This is a genomic window from Candidatus Pelagibacter sp. HIMB1505, assembly GCF_052047915.1.
GTDB lineage: Bacteria > Pseudomonadota > Alphaproteobacteria > Pelagibacterales > Pelagibacteraceae > Pelagibacter > Pelagibacter communis_A.
This window is the reverse complement of record NZ_JBNAIR010000001.1, coordinates 863,556-882,387: the sequence shown is the minus strand read 5'-3', so window position 1 is coordinate 882,387 and position 18,832 is coordinate 863,556. Positions and strand designations below refer to the sequence as shown.

Annotated in this window: 22 protein-coding genes and 3 tRNA genes; 5 read left to right on the top strand and 20 right to left on the bottom strand. The window is 29.6% G+C overall.

Annotated features, from left to right (window positions below; genetic code table 11):
- The 14 genes from nuoG to ACTTAU_RS04565 all read right to left on the bottom strand — a co-directional run bounded on the left by nuoG (position 1) and on the right by ACTTAU_RS04565 (position 12,919).
- Positions 1 to 2,034, bottom strand: a complete 2,034-nt coding sequence (gene nuoG / locus ACTTAU_RS04630) for an NADH-quinone oxidoreductase subunit NuoG (RefSeq protein ID WP_438305127.1) — start codon at positions 2,032 to 2,034, stop codon at positions 1 to 3.
- Positions 2,027 to 3,355 (bottom strand): NADH-quinone oxidoreductase subunit NuoF, encoded by a 1,329-nt coding sequence (gene nuoF / locus ACTTAU_RS04625; protein WP_438305129.1) that lies wholly within the window; start codon positions 3,353 to 3,355, stop codon positions 2,027 to 2,029. The genes nuoG and nuoF overlap by 8 nt, the downstream gene beginning before the upstream one ends.
- The gene (nuoE, locus tag ACTTAU_RS04620; RefSeq protein WP_438305131.1) at positions 3,348 to 3,956 is read right to left on the bottom strand and encodes an NADH-quinone oxidoreductase subunit NuoE; all 609 of its coding nucleotides are present in this window, start codon (positions 3,954 to 3,956) and stop codon (positions 3,348 to 3,350) included. The genes nuoF and nuoE overlap by 8 nt, the downstream gene beginning before the upstream one ends.
- The gene (locus tag ACTTAU_RS04615; RefSeq protein WP_085114174.1) at positions 3,953 to 5,128 is read right to left on the bottom strand and encodes an NADH-quinone oxidoreductase subunit D; all 1,176 of its coding nucleotides are present in this window, start codon (positions 5,126 to 5,128) and stop codon (positions 3,953 to 3,955) included. The genes nuoE and ACTTAU_RS04615 overlap by 4 nt, the downstream gene beginning before the upstream one ends.
- Complete coding sequence (locus ACTTAU_RS04610) at positions 5,112 to 5,717, bottom strand: NADH-quinone oxidoreductase subunit C (RefSeq protein WP_438305133.1); 606 nt, start codon at positions 5,715 to 5,717, stop codon at positions 5,112 to 5,114. Before ACTTAU_RS04610 ends, ACTTAU_RS04615 begins: the two co-directional genes overlap by 17 nt.
- 4 nt (positions 5,718 to 5,721) lie before the next feature.
- Entirely contained in the window at positions 5,722 to 6,237 is a 516-nt protein-coding gene (locus tag ACTTAU_RS04605; protein ID WP_438305135.1) for a NuoB/complex I 20 kDa subunit family protein, read from the bottom strand.
- A 9-nt stretch (positions 6,238 to 6,246) separates the two neighbouring features.
- Entirely contained in the window at positions 6,247 to 6,615 is a 369-nt protein-coding gene (locus tag ACTTAU_RS04600) for an NADH-quinone oxidoreductase subunit A (protein WP_438305137.1), read from the bottom strand.
- A 112-nt stretch (positions 6,616 to 6,727) separates the two neighbouring features.
- Positions 6,728 to 6,804 (bottom strand) — tRNA-Asp (locus tag ACTTAU_RS04595).
- 14 nt (positions 6,805 to 6,818) lie between these two features.
- A tRNA-Val gene (locus tag ACTTAU_RS04590) sits at positions 6,819 to 6,894 on the bottom strand.
- Between the two features lie 49 nt (positions 6,895 to 6,943).
- Positions 6,944 to 9,322, bottom strand: coding sequence for an endopeptidase La (lon, locus tag ACTTAU_RS04585; protein ID WP_438305139.1), 2,379 nt, complete (start codon positions 9,320 to 9,322; stop codon positions 6,944 to 6,946).
- Positions 9,323 to 9,382: 60 nt separating this feature from the next.
- Entirely contained in the window at positions 9,383 to 10,651 is a 1,269-nt protein-coding gene (gene clpX / locus ACTTAU_RS04580; RefSeq protein ID WP_438305140.1) for an ATP-dependent Clp protease ATP-binding subunit ClpX, read from the bottom strand.
- A gap of 89 nt (positions 10,652 to 10,740) precedes the next feature.
- Complete coding sequence (gene clpP, locus ACTTAU_RS04575; RefSeq protein WP_438305142.1) at positions 10,741 to 11,349, bottom strand: ATP-dependent Clp endopeptidase proteolytic subunit ClpP; 609 nt, start codon at positions 11,347 to 11,349, stop codon at positions 10,741 to 10,743.
- Positions 11,350 to 11,382: 33 nt separating this feature from the next.
- Positions 11,383 to 12,825: a trigger factor gene (gene tig / locus ACTTAU_RS04570; RefSeq protein WP_438305144.1), complete on the bottom strand. Its 1,443-nt coding sequence runs from the start codon at positions 12,823 to 12,825 to the stop codon at positions 11,383 to 11,385.
- Positions 12,826 to 12,834: 9 nt separating this feature from the next.
- Positions 12,835 to 12,919, bottom strand: a tRNA-Leu gene (locus ACTTAU_RS04565).
- Positions 12,920 to 13,015: 96 nt separating this feature from the next.
- Here ACTTAU_RS04565 and ACTTAU_RS04560 point away from each other — a divergent pair.
- Genes ACTTAU_RS04560 through ACTTAU_RS04550 form a run of 3 tightly spaced genes read left to right on the top strand, consistent with a single transcriptional unit; the run spans position 13,016 to position 13,840 of the window.
- Complete coding sequence (locus tag ACTTAU_RS04560; RefSeq protein WP_438305146.1) at positions 13,016 to 13,267, top strand: DUF1289 domain-containing protein; 252 nt, start codon at positions 13,016 to 13,018, stop codon at positions 13,265 to 13,267.
- Positions 13,264 to 13,434 carry a hypothetical protein gene (locus ACTTAU_RS04555; protein ID WP_172819945.1) on the top strand — a complete coding sequence of 57 codons (171 nt, stop codon included), beginning with the start codon at positions 13,264 to 13,266 and terminating at the stop codon, positions 13,432 to 13,434. Before ACTTAU_RS04560 ends, ACTTAU_RS04555 begins: the two co-directional genes overlap by 4 nt.
- The gene (locus tag ACTTAU_RS04550) at positions 13,421 to 13,840 is read left to right on the top strand and encodes a hypothetical protein (protein WP_438305148.1); all 420 of its coding nucleotides are present in this window, start codon (positions 13,421 to 13,423) and stop codon (positions 13,838 to 13,840) included. Before ACTTAU_RS04555 ends, ACTTAU_RS04550 begins: the two co-directional genes overlap by 14 nt.
- Here the strand turns inward: ACTTAU_RS04550 and ACTTAU_RS04545 are convergent.
- A complete protein-coding gene (locus tag ACTTAU_RS04545; protein WP_255372280.1) occupies positions 13,837 to 13,965 on the bottom strand; it encodes a hypothetical protein in 129 nt (42 codons plus the stop codon). The two genes, ACTTAU_RS04550 and ACTTAU_RS04545, sit on opposite strands and share 4 nt — an antisense overlap.
- 9 nt (positions 13,966 to 13,974) lie before the next feature.
- Complete coding sequence (locus ACTTAU_RS04540) at positions 13,975 to 14,532, bottom strand: histidine phosphatase family protein (RefSeq protein ID WP_438305150.1); 558 nt, start codon at positions 14,530 to 14,532, stop codon at positions 13,975 to 13,977.
- 2 nt (positions 14,533 to 14,534) lie between these two features.
- Here ACTTAU_RS04540 and ACTTAU_RS04535 point away from each other — a divergent pair, with 2 nt between their 5' ends.
- Complete coding sequence (locus ACTTAU_RS04535) at positions 14,535 to 15,215, top strand: uracil-DNA glycosylase (RefSeq protein ID WP_438305151.1); 681 nt, start codon at positions 14,535 to 14,537, stop codon at positions 15,213 to 15,215.
- On the opposite strand, the gene ACTTAU_RS04530 is transcribed toward ACTTAU_RS04535, so the two are convergent.
- Positions 15,205 to 15,627 carry a YbgC/FadM family acyl-CoA thioesterase gene (locus ACTTAU_RS04530; protein WP_438305152.1) on the bottom strand — a complete coding sequence of 141 codons (423 nt, stop codon included), beginning with the start codon at positions 15,625 to 15,627 and terminating at the stop codon, positions 15,205 to 15,207. The two genes, ACTTAU_RS04535 and ACTTAU_RS04530, sit on opposite strands and share 11 nt — an antisense overlap.
- 58 nt (positions 15,628 to 15,685) lie before the next feature.
- Between ACTTAU_RS04530 and ACTTAU_RS04525 the strand changes: the two genes are divergently transcribed.
- On the top strand, positions 15,686 to 15,826 hold the full coding sequence (locus tag ACTTAU_RS04525; protein WP_438305153.1) for a hypothetical protein: 141 nt from the start codon (positions 15,686 to 15,688) through the stop codon (positions 15,824 to 15,826).
- On the opposite strand, the gene ACTTAU_RS04520 is transcribed toward ACTTAU_RS04525, so the two are convergent.
- The 3 genes from ACTTAU_RS04520 to ACTTAU_RS04510 all read right to left on the bottom strand — a co-directional run bounded on the left by ACTTAU_RS04520 (position 15,827) and on the right by ACTTAU_RS04510 (position 18,830).
- On the bottom strand, positions 15,827 to 16,477 hold the full coding sequence (locus ACTTAU_RS04520) for a DUF3047 domain-containing protein (protein WP_438305154.1): 651 nt from the start codon (positions 16,475 to 16,477) through the stop codon (positions 15,827 to 15,829).
- A gap of 138 nt (positions 16,478 to 16,615) precedes the next feature.
- Positions 16,616 to 17,368: an SDR family NAD(P)-dependent oxidoreductase gene (locus ACTTAU_RS04515; RefSeq protein ID WP_438305155.1), complete on the bottom strand. Its 753-nt coding sequence runs from the start codon at positions 17,366 to 17,368 to the stop codon at positions 16,616 to 16,618.
- A 4-nt stretch (positions 17,369 to 17,372) separates the two neighbouring features.
- A complete protein-coding gene (locus ACTTAU_RS04510) occupies positions 17,373 to 18,830 on the bottom strand; it encodes a cytosine permease (protein WP_438305156.1) in 1,458 nt (485 codons plus the stop codon).
- Positions 18,831 to 18,832: the final 2 nt, after the last annotated feature.

The following is an 18,832-nucleotide window of genomic DNA, read 5'->3' as shown; positions in this document are numbered from 1 at the left end:
TTAACCGTCTGTGCCTGTTTTTTGGGTTTCTAATTTTGAATTATAACAATCAAGCATGGTCTTAGATGATCTTGCTACAACATTTGAAAAATAATAGTCTTTGTAATATACAATTAAATTTTCATTACTTGGAGATTTACTAGAAATTTTTCTTTGATTAACTGAAGTTTTGTTATCTTTTTGCAAGTTTATAAAATTAAACATACTGCTTTCCAGCTCATCTTTATCATTAAATAATTTTCTATTATTCATAAATTCAGCTAAATCGTTGATGATTTGCCAATCTTCCTTTGCGTCACCTGGAGGGTAAGAAGCTTTAAAAGCTTTTTGCACCTTGCCTTCTAAGTTTGTAAAGTATCCATTCTGCTCTGTGTAAGCTGCACCAGGTAAAATGATGTCAGCAATTTCTGCGCCCTTGTCGCCATGACTACCTTGATAAATTATAAATTCATCTTTTTTATCAAAATTTAAATTATCTTGTCCTAACAAATAAATTATTTCAAATTTATTAGATTTTAAATCATCAAAAATATTTCCACTTTCGTTGATAATTTTTAAGTCTAAACTTCCAACTGTTGAGGCGTCATTAGTAAGCTTGTTTAATGAGTTCCATTCATTGTTAATCTTATTATTTTTGTTAAGAAAATCCTTTATTAGTTTAAATAAATAATCTGCAGATTCTAATTTAAAGAATGATTCACCCAAAATAAACAAAGGTTTTTGAGCATTTATAATTTCATTAGTGAAATCACTTTTGCCTTCACAAATATTTATCAATGTTTTCGTTTGACCATCAAGAGATTGATATGGATATGTTAAATCACCCACATCAGAAAGTGAAAGTATCTTTGTTGAATTATTTATAAATGATTTTCTAATTCTTGCATTTAAAATTGTTGCTTCAAATCTTGGATTGGCTCCAATTAAAAAAATTAAATCTGCTTCTTCTATGCCATTAATCTTTGAATTAAATAAATAATTAGTTCTCTCGCTGAGATCTGTATAATTTTTAGTTGGTCTACAATCATAATTATTATTATCTAAAGTTCTGTCAAAAAATTCTTTAAAAATATAGCCAGTTTCCATATTTGTTAAATCACCAACAAATCCTGCAATTTTCTCTTTAGGTGTATCTATAATTTTTGATTTTATGATTTTAAAAACCTCTTCCCAAGAAGCCTTTTCAAATTTTCCATTATATTTAATAAATGGTGTATCTAGTCTTTGATTTGAAAGTCCATCACACGCATATCTAGTTTTATCTGAAATCCATTCTTCATTAATGTCTTCGTTTATTAATGGCAATACTCTCTTTACTTCCCATCCGTACGTATCAACCCTTATATTTGATCCAACAGCATCCATTACGTCAATAGACTCTGTTTTTTTAAGTTCCCACGGTCTAGCTTCAAAAACATATGGTTTAGAAGTTAGTGCACCAACCGGACAAAGATCTATAACATTTCCAGATAACTCTGATTGAATTGATTGTTCTAAATAAGTGGTTATTTGCATATCCTCACCTCTACCAATTGCCCCGAGCTCTGGTACTCCAGCTACTTCAGTTGCAAATCGAATACATCTAGTGCAATGAATGCATCTTGTCATTTGAGTTTTGATTAATGGCCCCATATTTTTATCAGGCACAGATCTTTTATTCTCTTTAAATCTGGATTTATCGATTCCATAATACATAGATTGATCTTGTAGATCACATTCACCACCTTGGTCACAGACAGGACAATCTAGAGGATGATTGGCTAACAAAAATTCCATTACTCCCTTTCTTGATTTTTCAATTTTAGGAGTGTTAGTTTTTATAACCATACCGTCAGCTGCTGGCATAGCGCAAGATGCAATAGGTTTTGGTGATTTTTCCATTTCAACTAAACACATTCTACAATTACCAGCTATTGATAATTTTTCATGATAACAGAATCTTGGAATCTCAACTCCTGCTTTTTCACAAGCTTGTAAGACGGTAAGACCCTCTTCTACTTCCACCTCAATTTCATTTACTTTTAATTTAAGCATTTTTATCCAATAAATGTTGATCAACTAAATAGGGAATATTTTTCTCTTTTTTAATAATTGGATCAAACTTGTTTCTTTTTTTAATTTCATCAGAAAAATGCCTTAATAAACCTTGTACTGGCCAAGAAGAGCCTTCTCCAAAGGCACAAATTGTATGTCCCTCAATTTGTTTTGTTACATCCATTAACATATCAACTTCATCTCTCGAAGCTTCGCCTTGAGCCATTCTTTCTAGCATTCTCCACATCCATCCAGAACCTTCTCTACAAGGAGTACATTGACCACAGCTTTCGTGTTTATAAAATCTAGCAATTCTTGCCATACATTTAATTATGTCTTGATCTTTATTAATGACAACAATTCCAGCTGTTCCTAAGCCACTTTTTTCTGCCATTAATGAATCGAAATCCATCGTAATTGTATCACAAGTTTTTTTTGGCAATAAAGGCATTGAAGATCCACCTGGTATTACAGCTTGTAGATTATCCCAGCCCCCTATGACACCACCAGCATGATTTTCTATTAAATCTTTCAATGGTACACCCATTTCTTCTTCAACATTGCATGGATTATTTACGTTTCCTGAAATACAAAAAATTTTGGTACCAGTGTTCTTTGGTTTTCCTAATTTAGAAAACCACTCTCCACCTCTTCTCAAAATTGTTGGAACAACAGCGATAGTTTCAACATTATTAATAATCGTTGGGCAACCATATAATCCTATTAATGCTGGAAATGGTGGTTTTAACCTAGGTTGACCTTTTTTACCTTCTAAGCTCTCAAGTAAAGCTGTTTCTTCACCACAAATATATGCCCCTGCACCATAGTGAATAAAGATATCGAAATCCCAGCCTGTACCAGAAGCATTTTTTCCAATTACATTATTTTTATAAGCTTCATCTATAGCTTTTTGAAGTTTTTGACCTTCATTATAATATTCTCCACGAATATAAACATAACAAACATGGGCATTAACAGCATATGAAGCTATTAAACAACCTTCTATTAATTTATGAGGTTCAAATCTTAAAATATCTCTATCTTTACAAGTTCCAGGTTCAGACTCATCAGCATTAATAACTAAATAATGCGGCCTTGAACCAACTTCTTTTGGTGCAAAAGACCACTTAAGTCCAGTTGGAAAACCAGCACCACCTCTACCTCTTAATTCTGACAGTTTAATTTCATTTATTATCCAGTCTCTGCCCTTGTTACAAAGTTCTTTAGTATTAGACCAATCTCCTCTTTTTGTTGCAGACTCAAAGTCAGCACCTAAATCATTATATAAATTTCTAAATATTCTATCTTTATCGTTAAGCATTTTTCACATCCAAAAGTGTTTTTCGATTATTTTCTGGCTCTGAATTTAATCTTCCTCTATAGGAACCTGGTTCAGGTTTTTTTCCAGAAGTAAGTTCCTCTAAAATTTTTAGGGCTTTTTCTTTATCAAGATCTTCATAATAATCGTCATTAATTTGCATCATTGGAGCATTAATACATGCACCTAAGCATTCAACTTCCATCCAAGAACAATTTTTCTCTTTTATAAATTCATTTTCATTTTCTGAAATCTTTTCCTTGCAAGCTTCAACTAATTTGTAAGCACCCCTAATCATGCAAGGTGTAGTAGTACATACTTGCACAAAATTTTTACCAACAGGAGTTAAATTATACATTGTATAAAACGTGGCTACTTCATAAACTTTTACATAAGGCATGTTTAAAATTTTACCTATATGTTTCATGGCTGATAATGGGATCCAATTATCATTTTGTTTTTGTGCTAAGTATAATAAAGACATAACAGCGCTTTGCTGTTTACCTTCTGGATACTTTTGAATAATTTTATTTGCCTCATCTAAGTTTTCTTTAGTAAATTCAAATTTTTCTGGTTGCTCTTTTGAGATTTTTCTTAATGTCATCTATCAACCTCTCCAAAAACTATATCTAGAGAACCTAAGACTGCAGGTACATCAGCTAGCATATGACCTTTAATTAGATAATCCATTGATTGTAGATGAGAGAAACCAGGTGCTCTGATTTTACATTTATAGGGTTTGCTTGTCCCATCTGAAATTAAATAAACTCCAAACTCACCTTTTGGTGCTTCAACAGCTGTGTAAATTTCATCTTTTGGAACTCTGTACCCTTCGGTAAATAATTTAAAATGATGAATTAAAGCTTCCATAGATTGTTTTAATTCTTTTTTGGGTGGAGGACTTATCTTACCATCTAAAGATTTGATTGGACCTTTTTCCATTTTTTGAAGACATTGCTTGATAATAGAAACACTTTCTTTCATTTCTTCAATTCTGCATAAATATCGGTCATAACAATCACCATTTTTTCCAACAGGGATTTTAAAATCTAATTGTTCATAACAATCATATGGTTGAGACTTCCTTAAATCCCATGGGACACCTGAACCTCTAATCATTACCCCAGTAAAAGAATAGTCTAGTGCGTCTTCTTTTGTTACAACACCTATATCTACATTTCTTTGTTTAAAAATTCTATTATCAGTAAGAAGATTTTCTAAATCATTAATTATTTTAGGAAATGTCTCACAGAATTTAAAAATATCCTCCTCTAAACCAGATGGAAGATCTTGATGAACTCCACCTGCTCTAAAATAATTTGCATGTAACCTTGAACCAGAAGCTCTCTCATAAAATGTCATTAATGTTTCACGCTCTTCAAATCCCCACAAAGATGGCGTGAGTGCACCAACATCAAGAGCTTGTGTAGTGACATTTAATATGTGACTTAATATTCTCCCAATCTCACAAAAAATTACTCTTATATATTGAGCTCTAATAGGCACCTCTATGTTTAAAATTTTTTCAATAGCTAATGCAAAAGCGTGTTCTTGATTCATTGGAGCTACATAATCTAACCTATCAAAATAAGGTACAGCCTGCATATACGTTTTGTTTTCTATAAGTTTTTCAGTTCCTCTATGAAGTAAACCAATATGTGGATCTGCTTTTTCAACAACTTCACCATCTAATTCCAGAATTAATCTTAAAACACCATGCGCAGCAGGATGTTGTGGACCAAAGTTTAGATTTAGGTTTTTAATTTTTTTTGTCATTACTATCTGTTTGTTCTTTAATATATTTTGTTCCCTCCCAAGGACTCTCGTAATCAAAATTTCTATAATTCTGTTCTAATTTAACTGGTTCGTTAATTACTTTTTTTTGTTCCTCGCTATACCTAACCTCAGTGTGACCTGTTAACGGAAAGTCTTTTCTTAATGGATGACCTTCAAACCCATAATCTGTTAAAATTCTTCTTAAATCTGGATGATCTTTGAAATTTATTCCATACATATCAAAAACTTCTCTCTCCATCCAATTTGCTGCTGGAAAAATACTTGTTAAAGAACTTATGACTTCATTTTCATTAATATTATAACTTAAAACTATTCTTTGATTAAACTCATGACTTAACAACAAGTAAACTATTTTGAATCTTTGTGTTTCTTCTGGATAATCGACTGCAGTAATATCTATTAATTGTTTAAATTTTGTATCTTTGTTAGTTTTTAGAAAAAGGATAACGTCAATTAAATCTTCTTTATTAATTTCTAAATAAAGTTGGTTGTGTGAAATCTTAGAATTATCAATTTTCGTATTTAATTCTGAATTAATTTTTTTTTCTAATTCTATTAATGTGTTCATCAAATTATCTATTGAAAGAACCTTTATTTCTAATTTTTTTTTGTAATTGCAGTATTCCATACAGCAATGCTTCGGCTGATGGAGGACATCCTGGAACATATACATCTACAGGTACAATTCGATCACATCCTCTTACAACAGAGTAAGAATAATGATAATAGCCTCCACCATTCGCGCAACTTCCCATTGAAATTACATATCTTGGTTCTGGCATTTGATCATAAACTTTCCTTAAAGCTGGAGCCATTTTATTCGTAAGTGTTCCAGCTACTATCATCACATCTGATTGTCTTGGTGATCCACGTGGAGCCGCACCAAATCTTTCTAAATCATATCTTGGCATTGCTGTTTGCATCATTTCAACTGCACAACAAGCCAAACCAAAAGTCATCCAGTGCAATGAACCAGATCTTGACCAATTAATTAAGTTATCTAATGAGGTTGTAATAAAACCATTTTTACCAAAATCTTCCGCTAATTGTTTAAATTCATCAGGTACTTGTTCTAATTTATTATTCATAAGATTAATCTATTCCCAATCCAAAGCACCTTTTTTCCATTCATAAATGAAACCAATTGTAAGTATGAATAAAAAAATCATCATTGATACAAAACCTAATAAACCAATGTTACCAAGTGAAATCGCCCATGGAAAAAGAAATGCAATTTCTAAATCAAAAATAATAAAAAGAATTGCTACAAGATAAAATCTCACATCAAACTCCATTCTTGAGTCTTCAAAAGGTTCAAAGCCACATTCATATGCTGATAATTTTTCTGGATCTGGGTTTTTTGGTGAAAGAATAAAATTTACAACAACAAAAGCACAACTTAAACCTAAGGCAATTATTAAGAAAAGTATAATTGGTAAATATTCTTGTAAAAATTCTGGAAACATAATGAGTTATATATCAGTTTTTATTGCGTGATGAAGTGTAGTTAGGTCACATTATAGTAAATATACACAACTTATAATGCTCTATTTTAATGGAAAAATTATATTATGAAAGTGGCGGGAGTGAAGGGACTCGAACCCTCGACCTATCGCGTGACAGGCGATCGCTCTAACCAACTGAGCTACACCCCCACTTTTAATTATTTTGGTGGGCAGTAAAGGACTCGAACCTTTGACCCCCTCGGTGTAAACGAGATGCTCTACCAACTGAGCTAACCGCCCCAAAATATCGGTACTATTACATCAACGAGACTACAAAGTAAATTATTTATTATTGAATACTAGCTTGAGATTTATCGTCTTTTTTACTCAAATCTACCTCAACCCATTCAGTTCTTTTTAGCTCTTTGGTTAGAGCGATCTTTAGAACTTGATCGGCAAATTCTACTGGAGTAATTTTTATTTCATCAATAATTTTTTTTGGCATATCAATTAAGTCTTTTTCATTTTCTTTCGGAATAATTGCCTCTTTAATTCCTGCTCTATGAGCCGCTAATAATTTTTCTTTAAGGCCACCAATTGGGAGTACCTGACCTGTAATTGTAACTTCACCTGTCATTGCAATGTCTCGTCTAACTGGAATATTTGTTAATGATGAAACTATTGATGTAACCATACCTATACCAGCTGATGGTCCATCTTTAGGAGTAGCTCCCTCAGGAACGTGAATATGAAAATCTTTTTTCTCAAACAAAGGCGGAATAATTCCGTATTCTAAACATTTAGATCTAACAAATGATTTTGCAGCTTTGACAGACTCTTGCATTACATCCCCTAATTTACCTGTTATTTGCATTCTGCCTTTACCAGGCATTGTTACAGTTTCAATTTTTAAAATCTCACCACCATATTCAGTCCAGGCCAAACCTGTTACAATTCCAACTTTATCTTTAGGTTCTAATTCACCAAATTTATATTTAGCAACACCTAAAAAATCTGAAAGATTATCTTTATTGATTTCAACCTTGTCTTTTTCACCAGCTACAACCTTTTTAACAACTTTTCTTGCAAGTTTTGAAATTTCTCTTTCTAAATTTCTAACACCAGATTCTTTTGTATAACTTCTGATTACTTCTTGAATAACATTATCTTCAAGTTTCATCTCATTTTCTTTAACACCATTATCTTTTATTTGTTTTGGCAACAAATATTTATTGGCAATGCTAATTTTTTCATCTTCAGTGTAACCAGCTAATCTTATAACTTCCATTCTATCTAGTAATGGAGGAAGTATATTTAGAGTGTTTGCTGTTGTTACAAACATTACATCTGATAAATCATAATCAACTTCTAAATAATGATCATTAAAAGTAGTGTTTTGCTCTGGATCCAGAGCCTCTAATAAAGCTGATGAAGGATCTCCTCGGTAATCATTTCCAATTTTATCAATCTCATCTAGTAAAATTAAAGGATTTTTTGTGCCTGCTTTTTTCATCATTTGAATAATCTTACCCGGTAGGGAACCAATATAAGTCCTTCTATGACCACGTATCTCAGCTTCATCTCTCATTCCACCAACAGACATTCTCACAAATTCTCTGTTTGTAGCTTTTGCTATAGATTTTCCTAAAGAAGTTTTTCCAACACCAGGAGGACCAACTAAACATAATATTGGGCCTTTAATTTTTTCCATTCTTTTTTGAACTGCCAAAAACTCAATAATTCTCTCTTTAATTTTTTCTAATCCATAGTGATCTTTATCAAGAACATCTAAAGCTTTAGCTAAATCAATAGCTACCTCACTTTTTTTATGCCAAGGAAGTTCTATCATCCAATCAAGGTAATTTCTCACAACAGTAGCCTCAGCAGACATTGGACTCATATTTTTTAATTTCTTTAATTCCTGAAGACATTTTTTCTCAACATCTTTAGGCATCTTAGCTTTTAGAATTGATTTGTTTAGACTTGTATTCTCATCTTTGCCATCTTCAATTTCACCAAGCTCTTTTTGAATAGCTTTAAGCTGTTCATTTAAATAATATTCTCTTTGAGTTTTTTCCATTTGAGTTTTAACTCGACCTCGAATTCTTTTTTCAACACCAATAATACTGGTTTCATTTTCCATAATCTTAATTATGGAGTTCAATCTCTTTTTTACATCAACAGTTTCGAATATTTGTTGTTTTTCAGAAATAGTTGCAGTTAAGTGAGATGCTATATTATCAGCTATCTGGGAAGGATCTTTGAGCTGTTTTATTGTATTAATTGTTTCAGTTGAAACTTTCTTGTTTATTGAAGTAAGTTTTTCTAATCTTCTGATAGCTGTAGCTGCTAAAGGATAAAGGTCTTCATCTTTAACAACAACATCATTGTATGGGGTGTATTCACATGTGATAAATTTTTCATTATCTTTGAAATCTAATATTTTAACTCTTTTTACACCCTCGACCAAGACTTTAACTGTTCCATCGGGTAGTTTTAAAAGTTGTAAGATGCTTCCTTCACATCCATACATAAAGACATCTGTTTTTTTTGGATCGTCTATTTCAGAATTTTTTTGAGTTACTAAGATGATTTTCTTATCTTTTTTCATTACCTCATTTAAAGCAGAGATAGATTTATCTCTCCCAACAAACAAGGGTATTACCATACTTGGGAAGACGACTATGTCTCTTAAAGGTAATAGTGGTAGTGAAATTTTAACATCCATTCATTAAATATGGATATTAAATTAGAATTTGCAATAGCTTTTTGGAAGTTATTAGAGTTATTAAGCCGCTGATGTTTTATTATTTTTAGTTTTAGTCTCACCTTTTGAATGGACTAAAATTGGCTGAGTATGACCTTTTACAGCTGACGCATCAACAATTACCTCTTCAATGTTATCTTGACTAGGTAAATCAAACATAGTTTTTAATAAAATATTTTCTAAGATTGATCTCAAACCTCTAGCACCAGTTTTTTTACTAATTGCTTTTTGAGCAATTTCCTTCAGTGCATTTTCTTTAAATGTTAACTTAGCACCATCAAGTTTGAATAATTCTTGATATTGTTTTGTTAAAGAATTTTTAGGCTCTTGTAAAATTTTGATTAGAGATTTTTCATCTAGATCTTCCAAAGTTGCAATCATTGGCAGTCTTCCTATAAATTCAGGTATCAATCCATACTTTAACATATCTTCGGGCTCTAGACTTTTCATCCATTCACCGGTTTTTTTATCTTGTGTGTTTTTAACATCAGCTCCAAATCCTATAGATGTTCCTTTGTCTCTTTGAGAAATAATTTTATCTAAACCAGCAAAAGCACCACCACAAATGAATAAAATATTTGTTGTATCAACCTGTAAAAATTCTTGTTGAGGATGTTTTCTTCCACCTTGAGGAGGAACACTGGCAACTGTTCCTTCCATTATCTTTAGTAAAGCTTGTTGAACACCTTCACCAGAAACATCTCTAGTAATAGATGGATTCTCTGATTTTCTGCTAATTTTATCAACCTCATCTATATAAACTATTCCTCTTTGGGCTTTCTCTACATTATAATCAGCTGCCTGAAGTAATTTTAAAATTATATTCTCAACATCTTCACCTACATAACCAGCTTCTGTTAAAGTAGTCGCATCAGCCATTGTGAAAGGAACATCCAAAATTCTAGCAAGTGTTTGTGCTAATAAAGTTTTTCCACAACCTGTAGGACCAACTAATAAAATATTTGATTTAGCAAGTTCTACATTTTTACTTGTTTTATTTTCATAATTTAATCTTTTGTAATGGTTATGAACTGCTACTGATAAAACTTTTTTAGCGTGCGCTTGGCCAATTACATAATCATCTAAAACAGTACAAATTTCTTTTGGTGAAGGAAGTCCATCTTGGTGTTTTACAAATGTATCTTTATTTTCCTCCTTAATAATATCCATACAGAGTTCAACACATTCATCACAAATAAATACAGTTGGTCCAGCTATAAGCTTTCTAACTTCATGCTGACTTTTGCCACAAAATGAGCAATACAAAATATTTTTATTATTTGTGTTCATAAACTTTAAAACGAATCAATTTCATTACTTTATTATAAGAGACTCATTGATATCAAGTTTCAAATTAACTGACTTCAATATATTGTGTATTAGGATCTTTTTTCTACAACTTCATCTATCAAACCAAAGGATTTTGCCGTTTCAGATGTCATAAAGTTATCTCTTTCTAGAGCATTTTTTATTTCATCTACACTTTTACCAGTATGTTTAGAATAGATTTCATTTAATCTTTTTTTTAATGAAAGAACTTCATTTGCATGGATTTCTATATCTGTTGCTTGGCCTTGGAACCCAGCTGAAGGCTGGTGGACCATAATTCTAGAATTTGGTAATGAAAATCTTTTACCCTTTGCGCCTGCTGCAAGAAGAAAGGAGCCCATCGATGCTGCTTGTCCTATACATAACGTGCTAATCTCTGGTTTAATGTATTGCATTGTATCATAGATCCCTAGCCCAGCTGTTACTAATCCTCCAGGGCTATTAATATATAAATAAATTTCTTTTTTTGGATCTTCGGCTTCTAGAAATAAAAGTTGAGCAGTAACTAAAGATGCAACATTATCATTGATTTGACCTGTTAGGAAAATAATTCTCTCTTTAAGAAGTCTAGAGTAAATATCATAAGCTCTTTCACCTTTGCTAGATTGTTCAACAACCATTGGTACAAGATTGCTCATATGTTCAGAAATTTTGCTCATAAAAATGATTCGAGTTGTTTATACAACTTCAGATTACTTTTTACTAACTTTTTTTGAGGAAGTTTTTGCTTTTGATGATTTCTCTGAAGTTTTTTTAGCTGAAGTTTTTGCTTTTGATGATTTTGAGGATGATTTAGTTGTTTCAGATTTTGCTTCCTTACTTTTTATCTCAGTATCATCTGTCTGATTTTGTGATGCCTTTAAAATTTTTTCAGCTTCATCTTTTGAAATTTCTTTTTTATTTGCTTTGGCCTTATCTTTGATTAAGCTTATAATTTTTTCTTCATAAACTGTTCCTCTAAGACTTGCGACTGCAGAAGGATTTTTTTGATAGAAATCCATAACCATTTTTTCTTGACCAGGCATCATTCTTAATTGTTTTTGTATCTCAGCCTGTAATTCTTGTTCGTTTACTTTAATTTGATTTTGCTCACCAAATTCATTTAAAATTAAACCAGTTTTAATTCTTTTTTTTGCCACCTCTTCAAAATTTTTTCTACTTTTCTTAGCATCTTCTTCACTCATACCTTGCGACAAAATTTTAACCTCTTCATCAATTAAGTTTTCAGGTATTTCATCAACCTTAAATTTTTCTAATTCTTTTAGTATCTGATTTTTTGACAATCTATCTAATGAGTTTTTGTATTCATCATTAATTTGATTAGAAACTAATTTCTTTAAATCTTCTAAATCTTTAGCACCTAAGTTTTTTGCAAATTCATCATCAATTTTTACGTCTTCAGGATTTTTTACAGAAGTAATTTTACATTCAAATTTAGCTTTTTTATTTACAAGTTCTTTCTCTGGAAAATTTTCAGGTAAAGTTGCTTCAACAATTTTTGTTTCATTTTTCTTAACTCCAATTAATTGTTTATCAAAACCTTTCAAAAACAAATCTTTTCCAAGTGTTAATTGAGTGTTTTTACCTTCACTTCCTTTAAATGAATTCCCTTCTACTGTTGCATTATAATCTAAAACAACCAAGTCTCCTTCTTTTGCTTTAGTGTCAGCTGTGGCCTCTTTGAAGTTTGGTTGATTTTTAGCAATCTCTTTAATTCTTTTGTCTGCTTCTGAAGCATCAATTTTTACAGTGTATTGATCAAATTTTATATCTGTAATTGATTTAATATCTATTTTAGGTAATTCTGTAACTGATAAAATATATTCAAGCTCTTTATCTTCACCATAAGTTTTTAAATCTAGCTTTGGTTGACCAGCAGGTTTAATTTTGTTTTCTTCTAAGGCTTTGGTTGATGTATCTTTTAGTACTTTATCTAAAACTTCGCTAAATACAGCTTTACCAAATTGTCTTTTTAAAATTTCTTTAGGAACTTTTCCTGGTCTAAAACCTTTTAAATTCACTGTACTTTTGATTTCTTCATACTTTTTATCCATATAAGAAGACATAGTTTCCTTATCGATGAAAACTTTTACATCTTTGTTAAGACCTTTTTTATTTTCTACAGTAACTTTCATAATTATAAGTGGTAGGGCGAAAAGGACTCGAACCTTCACATGTTGCCATATTGGTTCCTAAGACCAACGCGTCTACCAATTCCGCCATCGCCCCACAAAATTAATGGTTTTATATATTATTGAATATATTTGTCCAATGACAAATATTATGTAATTTTGATAAAATACTTTATAAATAAACAATTTAGTTATGATTATTTCACCATGCATAAGCATTTGTAGAACAGATCCTAAAACAGGTTATTGTTACGGATGTGGAAGAAACAATGAAGAAAAAAAAATTTGGAAGCTTGAAGATACATCTGATGAATGGAAAAAAGAAAATATAATAGAAATTAAAAGTCGATTAAATGGTTGGCAACTTGAAAGTTTTGAAGAATCATACACTTATAAAATTGAAAATGGGATATCTTTGTATAAAAAAGAATTAAATAAAAAATGAGTAAATCAACAATTTTAATAATTATTTATATTCTAGGATTAATCTTTGGTGCAGTTGTGCTAGATTTATGGAGTGCAGAAACGAGTCCAAAAGCTCTTCTAGGAATTGGTTGGACAACACTATTATTAATTGGTCTTTTCATTACTGAAAAAAATGAAAAAAACTAGCATTATCACTTTAGTTTTTTTTATTTTATCAATATCAAATTCTTTAGCAGAAAAAATTATTCTTAGCTCATGTGAAAACAATAAAGATGGTTTTTTAAAAAATGAATACATTTTAGATCTTGAGCAATCATTAATGATAAGAAATTATGTATTTAATGATAAAACATTCAAACAATATAGAATTACAGATCTAACAGTTAAAAAAAAGAACAAGATAGAAAGATTGATCTATAAAGATGGAAACAAAATTTTAACTGAAAAACTAGGATATCCACAGTTTTATACTCAATTAGTTTTTGAAGAAAATAATCCAGAAATAAAGATTAAAACAGTAATTAATAATGAGGAAGGTATTGATTTACTGTCCACTTGTAAAAAAATTGAAAGATTTAAAAAAGAAAGTTAGTTTTTCTTATTCTTTTTATTTATTAAACTTTTATTTTTTGAGTTAAATCTTGAGTTAACAATATTGCTTCTATGTTTTGCAAAAGCTTGTTTCTGTGCTTGTTTCATTGCTTTTTTAGATGACATAATTTTATTTTAATATTCAATTTCAAAACTAGCAATCTTATTAAATTTTTTATCAGCTATTACTATTTCTCCAGAACTTGGAGCGTAATTTAATGTTTCTGAAATTAAAACATAATGCGTTACAAACACTATATTTCCAGAACTTTTCAAATTTCCTACAAATTTATTTAAATCTGCAATTTGTTTCTTTTTGTTTTTTGCGAATTTTTGACTAAAAAAGGAATTTAGAAAACTTTTTGTTTTAAAATCCTTAAATGCAATTTCAGCAGTTTCTTTGCATCTGCACCATTCACTGGAATATACTGCTTCAAAAGATATTTTATTTTTTATAAAAAAATTACCAATATTGGTAGCTTGTTGTCGCCCACTTTCACTTAAATTTCTTTGAGTGCTACAATCTTTAATATCAAAATTATCAGGATCACCACCCCCAGGAGCATAGGCATGTCTTATAAATATTAATTTATTTCCGTCCTTAAGAGTATTTAATAAATCATTATTTATTTCAGCTTTAAGAGATGATGATAGAATAATAAAAATAATAAATATAAGTTTAATAATTTTCATCAATGAACATTAAAATTAAAAAGCTGAATAATACAATAATAAAATGCAAAAAATGTCCGAGATTAATTAATTTCATAAAAAAAATAAAAACAAAAAAAAGAAAACAAAATATTAATGAGAAGTATTGGGGTAAACCAGTACCTGGTTTTGGTGAAAAAAATGCAAAATTATTAATAATTGGATTAGCACCAGCAGCACACGGTGGTACAAGAACTGGTAGAGCATTTACTGGAGACAAATCTGGTGATTTTCTTTTTAAAACTCTTTATCAAACAAAAATTTCAAATCAAAATTTTTCAATAAATTTAAATGATGGATTAAAATTACAATCAACTTTTATCACAAATATTTTAAAATGTGTCCCTCCCGATGATAGACCTACAAATATTGAAATTAATAACTGCTCCAATTATTTTAGCTCTGAGCTTGAATTTTTGAAAAATTTAAGAGTAATTGTTACTCTTGGCAAAGTAGCTTTTGATAATTGTATAAAATATTATAAAAAAAAATATCCAATAACACTTAAATTTGTTTTTAAACATGGTAGAAAATATAAATTACCTGATGGACGTATATTGATACCTTCATACCATCCAAGTCCTAGAAATGTTAATACAAGATTAATAAATCAAAACAAATTAAATAGATTGTTCTATAAAGCAAAAAATCTTGCTAAATTTTAATAGTGTCACAAAAATAAGGTTTGAATTTTAAAAAAATCTCTTGAGGAATTTTAACTGGTTTACCTTCTGTACTTACAAAAACTAAATGTATCTGAGCCTCTACAATTATATCTTCTCCTCTTGTAATTATTTGATTCATAAAAAAAGAGGTTTTTGTTATTGATTTTACAAAAGATCTTATTGTTAATTCATCTTCTAAATATGCAGATCTTTTGAACTCAATATTACATGACTTAACTATTATTAAAGATTTAAACTGTTCTTTAATTTTCTTGTTACTGAAGCCAATCTTAAATAGCGACTCTGTTCTTGCTCTTTCTAAAAATTTTAGATAATTGGCATAATAAACTACTCCACCAGAGTCTGTGTCTTCATAATAAACTTTTAATTTGTGAAAAAAATTTTCATGCATGATATTAAATATATTTGTTACATTATTATTTTATTGTTTTGTAATATAAAAGGATTTTATGAATATTTTTATAATATGGTTAATAATGGTTATTGCATGGAATTTTGGTTTTCCTAATGCTAGTCCTCTGGAAGATGTTTTGGTTGCTGTTATTTTATCTTTATTAAATATAGCTATGAAAAAATTCTTAAAATTATAATTAGTTCTCTGAAAAGTATATATTTTGATAATAAGCTATTGCTTTCATTTTTGAATTGTCAGTATCTGACATTATTGCCAACCCATCTAGTTCATTCACATCTAAATCATGAAACCTTTTAAAATCTTCTTTAACATTTGCTTTTACTGTGACCCACTCATCAGGATTTTTTTTTGTACTAGCCAAAACATTATCAATTGATTTTTTAGTATATGGACTTGGTGAATTAAATCCTATTTCATTATTACTTGAAAACACATAGTTAATTGCTCTATTTGAAAGTGGCGTAGCTCCAGTTTTTTTTATCACAAAAACTCTAGCTGCAAAATCATGTCCTTTTTTCGTATTTTCTTTTATTCCAGGTAAATCTTTTTCTATTTTCCAAGTTATATTAATGAAAGGTGTTTTATTTAGATCTATTTTGACCTCTTTACCTAAACCTGATGCAGCATTATTTGCTACAGCTTTTAAATAATTTCCACTTTCATTAGATCCAACAGTATATACTGTATTATTGTCTGCACCTCTAACTTTTCTTACATCTAATTCTGATAACTCTTGTTCTGTGAAATCAAATATATAAATATTTTCACCTACTACTGGCCCTGAGAAGAGTGTTATTAGAAAGAGTATTTTAAAAATATTTTTCATTTTAAATGTCTAATACATGTTTTTGACAAAATTTCGACAATCAATATGCAAATTAAAAGATTAAATAAAGTATATGCAGACAATTACAGCTTTTATTTTAATTATTTATTGGTCATTTATAATTTTTGCACCAATAATCTAATAGGTAGATCTTCCTCCACTAATATCAAATACTGCTGCAGTAGAAAAAGAATTTTCTTCGGATGCCAACCAGCATACAAGTGAGGTAAATTCATATATTTCTAAAAATCTTCCTCTAGGAACTTTTGAAAGCATTCTTTGAACATGTTCTTTGCTCATTTGCTCTAAAATACGGGTTTTTGCACCAGCAGGTGTAACTGCATTTACAGCAATATTTTTATCAGCCAATTCTTTTCCAAGTGATTTCGTTAGACCAATAGCTCCAGCTTTACCTGAGCTGTAAGCACTTGCATTTGCATTTCCATCTTTACCAGCTACTGATGCTACATTGACTATTCTTCCATAGTTATTCTTAATCATATTAGGAACAATAGTTCTGCAGCAATTGAAGGTTCCAACTAAATTTATATCAACTATTTTTTTCCACATTTCAACATCGTATTCCCAGAGAGGGCCTGTAGGTCCAGTGATACCAGCATTATTTATAAGAATATCAATATTGTTATTTAAGGTAATGCCTTTAACTGTTTCTTCAACTTCTTTATAATTTGAAATATCAACCTTTTGTGAAGTTAAGTTTTCACTATTTAATTCTTTAACAGCTTCATCTAAAAGATTTTGATCAATATCCCAAATAATGACTTTAGCACCTCCTTCTAAAAATCTTTTTGCAACATCCAAACCAAAACCTTGTCCTCCACCTGTTACAATTGCAGTTCTTCCTTTAAAATTAAAATTATTTTTGTTCATTTATTTAATCTTTTTTTAACAAATAATAAGTTAATGATGAAAATAAAACACCAATAATCCATGCATAAGATTGTAAAAACATTAAGTTTAAATTCCAAATTGTGGAAGATGAAAATATAAAACCAATTAAGATTGAATATAATGCTTTTATGTCCCAGCCATTTGAAAAATGAAATGAACTATTAGATGATGCTAAATGTATATCTTTTATATTAATTTCAGAATGATTAATTACAAAATAGTTAATAATCATAACCCCACAGATAGGTCCAAAAAAAGATCCAAAAGTATCCACAAATGAAAGGATACCAATTTGACTTAATAAAGTTGGCCACAGCAAAGAAACAATAAATCCTAAAAAACCTATAGTATAACTAGCTGACTTCAAATTTAATTTTCCTGGTTTAAAATTAATTAATGAATATTGAGAGGGAATAAGATTTGCTACTAAATTTGTTGAAGCTGAAGCAATTATTATAAAAAACAACACAATTGTTGTTATTTGTAAATTATTAAGTTTACCGATTATATCTGTTGGGTTTGTAAATATTCTATCAATATCTTCGAACTGTTGATTTAAAAAAACGTCTGATCCTGTAACAATAAATACAGCAAAAAAAGAGAATATTATTAAGTTAATTAATAAACTTATATTTCCATAACTTAATTGTTTTTCATTTTTTACATATCGCGAAAAATCACCATAACTTACTATGATAATTGAAAAATATGCAAATATTGTTCCAGCTACAGTTATCAATGGAAAAAAATTATTAAGGTTAATAAAATTTTTAAAATCTAATATTTGTACAAAAGCATTTATCGCTAATTTTGTGTCTGAAAACAAAACAATACCAAAAAAAATAATCATTCCGCTGTAAACAGAGATAGCCGAAATTTTTATTAATTTTTTATTAAAAACCATTCCCTTGCTAAATAAGTAAGTTTGAAAAATGATTGACATAATAAGAGAAAACCAATCAATAATATTTAAACCAAGTAAAAATATTAGAAATATATCCTTATCTAAAAAAGAATTATCAATACTAAAAATCAATATTCTAATTAGATAACTAATGGCTTTAGAGATAAAATATGTTTGAATACCAAACATAAAAATTCCAACAATACTTCTTATAAATCCAAAAAATCTTGCTCCACTATACCCTAAGGAGGTTCTTAAAATTGTTGCAAAAGGTAATCCATATTTTTGTGATGGTTTGCCTATTAAATTAGAAAAGAAATAAACAAGTAGTGAGCCTAATAAAGTCCCAAAAAAAACTACAAAAAAATTTAAGCTATAGATGGTATATAGAGAAGCTATTAATGAGAATCCTATAACACTTTGAACATTGACACCCCAGAAATAAAATAAATCTTTCCAATTCCAAACTTTATTGTTTGGGTTGATTGCAACTAATTCCCAATTAATTATGTTTTCAGCTGATTTTTTCTGACTCACTT

What these genes read in the sequence shown, in the direction of transcription:
- ACTTAU_RS04610 (WP_438305133.1), bottom strand. Translation starts at nt 5,717, where the DNA reads ATGAACACATTAATAGAATTAGAAAAAAAAATTAATTCAGAATTAAAT.
- ACTTAU_RS04615 (WP_085114174.1), bottom strand. Translation starts at nt 5,128, where the DNA reads ATGACAAAAAAAATTAAAAACCTAAATCTAAACTTTGGTCCACAACAT.
- ACTTAU_RS04550 (WP_438305148.1), top strand. Translation starts at nt 13,421, where the DNA reads ATGAAAAAAACTAGCATTATCACTTTAGTTTTTTTTATTTTATCAATA.
- lon (WP_438305139.1), bottom strand. Translation starts at nt 9,322, where the DNA reads ATGGATGTTAAAATTTCACTACCACTATTACCTTTAAGAGACATAGTC.
- ACTTAU_RS04525 (WP_438305153.1), top strand. Translation starts at nt 15,686, where the DNA reads ATGAATATTTTTATAATATGGTTAATAATGGTTATTGCATGGAATTTT.
- ACTTAU_RS04540 (WP_438305150.1), bottom strand. Translation starts at nt 14,532, where the DNA reads ATGAAAATTATTAAACTTATATTTATTATTTTTATTATTCTATCATCA.
- ACTTAU_RS04545 (WP_255372280.1), bottom strand. Translation starts at nt 13,965, where the DNA reads ATGTCATCTAAAAAAGCAATGAAACAAGCACAGAAACAAGCTTTTGCA.
- ACTTAU_RS04515 (WP_438305155.1), bottom strand. Translation starts at nt 17,368, where the DNA reads ATGAACAAAAATAATTTTAATTTTAAAGGAAGAACTGCAATTGTAACA.
- ACTTAU_RS04530 (WP_438305152.1), bottom strand. Translation starts at nt 15,627, where the DNA reads ATGCATGAAAATTTTTTTCACAAATTAAAAGTTTATTATGAAGACACA.
- nuoG (WP_438305127.1), bottom strand. Translation starts at nt 2,034, where the DNA reads ATGCTTAAATTAAAAGTAAATGAAATTGAGGTGGAAGTAGAAGAGGGT.
- tig (WP_438305144.1), bottom strand. Translation starts at nt 12,825, where the DNA reads ATGAAAGTTACTGTAGAAAATAAAAAAGGTCTTAACAAAGATGTAAAA.
- nuoF (WP_438305129.1), bottom strand. Translation starts at nt 3,355, where the DNA reads ATGCTTAACGATAAAGATAGAATATTTAGAAATTTATATAATGATTTA.
- ACTTAU_RS04600 (WP_438305137.1), bottom strand. Translation starts at nt 6,615, where the DNA reads ATGTTTCCAGAATTTTTACAAGAATATTTACCAATTATACTTTTCTTA.
- ACTTAU_RS04560 (WP_438305146.1), top strand. Translation starts at nt 13,016, where the DNA reads ATGATTATTTCACCATGCATAAGCATTTGTAGAACAGATCCTAAAACA.
- nuoE (WP_438305131.1), bottom strand. Translation starts at nt 3,956, where the DNA reads ATGACATTAAGAAAAATCTCAAAAGAGCAACCAGAAAAATTTGAATTT.
- ACTTAU_RS04555 (WP_172819945.1), top strand. Translation starts at nt 13,264, where the DNA reads ATGAGTAAATCAACAATTTTAATAATTATTTATATTCTAGGATTAATC.
- clpP (WP_438305142.1), bottom strand. Translation starts at nt 11,349, where the DNA reads ATGAGCAAAATTTCTGAACATATGAGCAATCTTGTACCAATGGTTGTT.
- ACTTAU_RS04520 (WP_438305154.1), bottom strand. Translation starts at nt 16,477, where the DNA reads ATGAAAAATATTTTTAAAATACTCTTTCTAATAACACTCTTCTCAGGG.
- ACTTAU_RS04535 (WP_438305151.1), top strand. Translation starts at nt 14,535, where the DNA reads ATGAACATTAAAATTAAAAAGCTGAATAATACAATAATAAAATGCAAA.
- clpX (WP_438305140.1), bottom strand. Translation starts at nt 10,651, where the DNA reads ATGAACACAAATAATAAAAATATTTTGTATTGCTCATTTTGTGGCAAA.
- ACTTAU_RS04605 (WP_438305135.1), bottom strand. Translation starts at nt 6,237, where the DNA reads ATGAATAATAAATTAGAACAAGTACCTGATGAATTTAAACAATTAGCG.